Origin of the sequence: Nonomuraea sp. SBT364, from assembly GCF_001083785.1 — a bacterium.
GTDB lineage: Bacteria > Actinomycetota > Actinomycetes > Streptosporangiales > Streptosporangiaceae > Nonomuraea.
This window is the reverse complement of sequence record NZ_LAVL01000309.1, coordinates 1-3,664: the sequence shown is the minus strand read 5'-3', so window position 1 is coordinate 3,664 and position 3,664 is coordinate 1. Positions and strand designations below refer to the sequence as shown.

Sequence of the window (3,664 nt, the reverse complement as noted above, 5' to 3'; positions counted from 1 at the left end):
CTGGAGCACCTCCCCAGCCTCCCGCCCGCCGCGCGGACGGGGGCGGCGGGCGGGAGGCGGGGGAGGGGCTCCACGCGCCACCGGGCACCGCGTCGGCCGTCGCCGCTTCCCGGCCGGCCGGGGCGAGGGGGGACGGCGCGGAGGCCGGGGGCAGGTCGGGCATGGATGTCCTCCCGGGTAGCTCGACGAGCATGCGGCACCCCGCACCGTCGTCGATGCGGATCGAACCGCCGTGCAGTTCGACGATCTCCTTGACGATGGCCAGTCCCAGCCCGGCGCCTCCGGCGTCGGCGGCCCGGCCGGCGTCGAGGCGGGAGAAGCGCTCGAACACGCGCCCCCGGGCCGTCGGCGGGATGCCGGGCCCCTGGTCGGCGACGGCGAGCGTGACCCCGGCCGCCGACGGCGCGGCCGTCACGGTGACCGTCCCGCCCGGAGGGCTGTGCCGTACGGCGTTGTCGAGCAGGTTGGCCAGGACCTGCGCCAGCAGGTCGGGGTCGGCGTTGACGGCGAGCTCGCCGGGGACCGCCGCGTGGAGCAGGACGTCCTCGCGCGCCAGCGACGCCTCCAGCATCGCCTGCTCCGCCAGCGGCGCGAGCTCGACGACCTCCGGCTCGATGAGGCGTGAGCCGGAGTCGAACCGCGACAGGTCGAGGAGCTGCGCCACCAGCCGGCCGAGCCGCTCGGTCTGGGCGAGCGCGGTGCGCATGGTGACGGGGTCGGGCGCGGAGACGCCGTCGACGACGTTCTCCAGGACGGCGCGCAGGCCGGTGATGGGCGTGCGCAGCTCGTGGCTGACGTTGGCGACGAGCTCGCGCCGCTGCCTGTCGACCTCGCCGAGGTCGTCGGCCATCGCGTTGAACGCCCTGGCCAGCTCCCCCACCTCGTCGCGGGAGGTGGCGCGCACGCGCAGCGTGTAGCGGCCCTGGGCGATCGTCTGGGCGGCCCTGGCCATCTCGCGCAGCGGCTTGGTCATGCCCATCGCCAGCAACTGCACCATGATCAGGGCGAGCACCACGGCGACGGCGATACGGACGTCCCTGGAGAAGCCCGCGTTGATGCCGACCTCGTTCACCACGAACGCGGTGCCGACGGCCAGCACGATGACGATGCCGAGCTTGACCTTGATCCGCCCGAGGAAGTCCAGCGGCCTCATCGGCGCACCAGCGCGTAGCCGACGCCGTGCACGGTGCGTACCACGTCGGGACCGAGCTTGCGGCGCAGCGCCCGTACGTGGCTGTCGACGGTGCGGGTGGCGGCCGCCTCGGAGAACCCCCACACGTCCGACAGCAGCCGCTCCCGCTCGAAGACCTGGCCGGGCCGCTCCGCCAGCCTGCGCAGCAGGTCGAACTCGGTGCGGGTGAGCTGCGCCTCCGCGCCGCCCACGAACACCCGCCGGGCCGCCGTGTCGATCTCCACCTCGCCGACCCTGACGACGGCGTCGTCGGCGGTGACGAGCTGCCCGGCCCGCTCCACCCGGCGCAGCAGCGCGTGGATGCGGGCGACCAGCTCCCGCATGCTGAACGGCTTGGCCAGGTAGTCGTCCGCGCCGACGCCCAGCCCGACGAGCACGTCGGTCTCCTCGCCGAGCGCGGTCAGCATGAGCACCGGCACCGGGCGGGCCGCCTGCATCCGGCGGCACACCTCCAGCCCGTCGAGCCCCGGCAGCAGCCGGTCCAGGATGACCAGCTCCGGCTCCGCCCTGCCGTACTCGGCCAGCGCGGCGTGGCCGTCGGCGGCCACCCGCACGTCGAAGCCCTCGGCGGCGAGCCGGTCGCGCACGGCGCGGGCGATGGTGGCGTCGTCCTCGACGACGAGGATGCGTCGCTGCTCTGTCACGTCCGAAAGCCTAGAAGGGGGTCGTGCAGAGGGCACTCCCCAATTCGTGCACATCCGGTGCAGACTTGGGCGGGTGAACGTGCCCGCGTACCTGAGCCGCCTCCGCCTGGCCGCCGCCCCGCCCTCCGCCGGCGGCCTGCGCGCGCTGCACGCCGCCCACGTGGAGCGGGTCGCGTACGAGGCGCTGGAGATCTGGCTGGACCGGCCGACCACGGTGGACCCGCTGGAGTCGGCGGCGCGGATCGCGGCGGGGCGCGGCGGCTACTGCTACCACCTCAACGGCGCGTTCTCGGCGCTGCTGACGGCGCTCGGCTACGACGTGACCCGGCATGTGGGCGGCGTCCAGAACCGGGGCGGCGAGGCCGGCATCACCGCCAACCACCTGGTCCTCACCGTGCGCGGCCTCCCGTCGCAGGACAACCCGGGCGGGGCCTGGCTGGTCGACGCCGGGCTCGGCGACGCCCTGCACGAGCCGCTCCCGCTGGTGGCGGGCACGTACCGGCAGGGGCCTTTCACGTACGGGCTGCGACCGTCGAAGGTCGCGCCCGGCGGGTGGCGGTTCGACCACGACCCGGCGGGTTCGTTCGACGGCATGGACTTCGCCCTCGCTCCGGCGGAGATGAGCGACTTCGAGGCGATGCACCGGCACCTGACCACCTCGCCCGATTCGGGGTTCGTACGGACGGCCGTCGTGCAGCGGCGGGACGCGCAGGGCGTCGACACGCTGCGCGGGCTGGTGCTGTCGCGGCTGGGCGGCAAGGTGCTGACCGTCACGCTGGACTCGGCCCGCGACTACTACGCGGCGCTGGCCGACATCTTCGAGCTGCCGCTCGACGACGTGAGCGCGGCGGAGAAGGAGAAGTTGTGGATCAGGTTGCACGCGGCGCACGAGGCGTGGCTGACGAGCGCCTGACCGGGTACACCATCCCCTGCAATGGCCCCGTCCGGAGGCATGAAGCTGGCAATGACACAGACCAGGAAGCTGGGCGGACGCTACCGGCTGCTGAACCCTCTCGGCGGCGGGTCGCTGGTGCTGGCGTTCGACGAGCGTGAGCATCGCGACGTCGTGGTGCGGATGCTGCGCGTGCCCGCGGAGGCGCGCGAGCTCGCGGTGATCGAGGCGCGGCGGGCAGCCGGGCTCGCGCACGCCTCGGTGGTGCCGCTGCTCGACGTGCTCGTCGACGAGGGCGAGGCGTGGCTGGTCATGGAGTTCGTCTCCGGCGCGTCGCTGGAGCAGAGCGTACGCGCGCGGCGGCCGCTGCCCGTCCAGCAGGCGGCGCGGGTGGGGGTGTGCGTGCTGTCCGCGCTGGAGGCGGCGCACGCGGCCGGGATCGTGCACGGCCGGGTGAACCCGGCCAACGTGCTCCTGACCGGGACCGGGCGGGCGCTGCTCACCGGGTTCGGGATGCCCGCGCCCGGCATGCGGGCGCCGGCCGACCTGTGGTCCCTGGCGGCCACGCTGCACTTCGCCGTCGAAGGCCGCCCGCCGGGGCAGGCGCCCGCCGCCGGCGTCGACCTGCTGCGCTCGCTCATCAGGGCGATGCTCCGGCCCACCGGCACCCCGTCGGTGCCGCTGGTCGCCGCGACCCTCGCCCGGCTGGCCGTCGACACGCCGCTCGACCAGGTCCTCGCCGCCCGGGGGCCGCTGCCTCCCGGCGAGGTCGCCGCGATCGGCCTCGGGGTGCTCGACCAGCTCACCGCCCTCCACACCGGCGGCGCCTGCCACGGCGCCGTCCACCCGGCCGCCATCCTCCTGGACGCCGCCGGACGGGCCACGCTGATGCCCAACCTCACCCCCGTCCGGGCCCCCATCGCCCTCCAGCCGGCC

Annotated in this window: 4 protein-coding genes; 2 read left to right on the top strand and 2 right to left on the bottom strand. The window is 75.0% G+C overall.

The window, feature by feature from the left end:
• Together ADY59_RS46795 and ADY59_RS46790 are read right to left on the bottom strand one after the other, a co-directional pair.
• Window positions 1-1,153, bottom strand: a 1,153-nt coding sequence (locus tag ADY59_RS46795) for a sensor histidine kinase (protein ID WP_156326168.1), incomplete at its 3' end; no start/stop codon positions are given.
• Window positions 1,150-1,836 carry a response regulator transcription factor gene (locus ADY59_RS46790; RefSeq protein ID WP_231619240.1) on the bottom strand — a complete coding sequence of 229 codons (687 nt, stop codon included), beginning with the start codon at window positions 1,834-1,836 and terminating at the stop codon, window positions 1,150-1,152. The genes ADY59_RS46790 and ADY59_RS46795, both read right to left, overlap by 4 nt.
• Window positions 1,837-1,909: 73 nt before the next feature.
• Here ADY59_RS46790 and ADY59_RS46785 point away from each other — a divergent pair, with 73 nt between their 5' ends.
• Both ADY59_RS46785 and ADY59_RS46780 read left to right on the top strand, forming a co-directional pair.
• Window positions 1,910-2,749 (top strand): arylamine N-acetyltransferase family protein, encoded by an 840-nt coding sequence (locus tag ADY59_RS46785; protein ID WP_231619239.1) that lies wholly within the window; start codon window positions 1,910-1,912, stop codon window positions 2,747-2,749.
• Between the two features lie 51 nt (window positions 2,750-2,800).
• A partial coding sequence (locus ADY59_RS46780; RefSeq protein ID WP_049577681.1) for a serine/threonine-protein kinase occupies window positions 2,801-3,664 on the top strand: 864 nt, incomplete at its 3' end.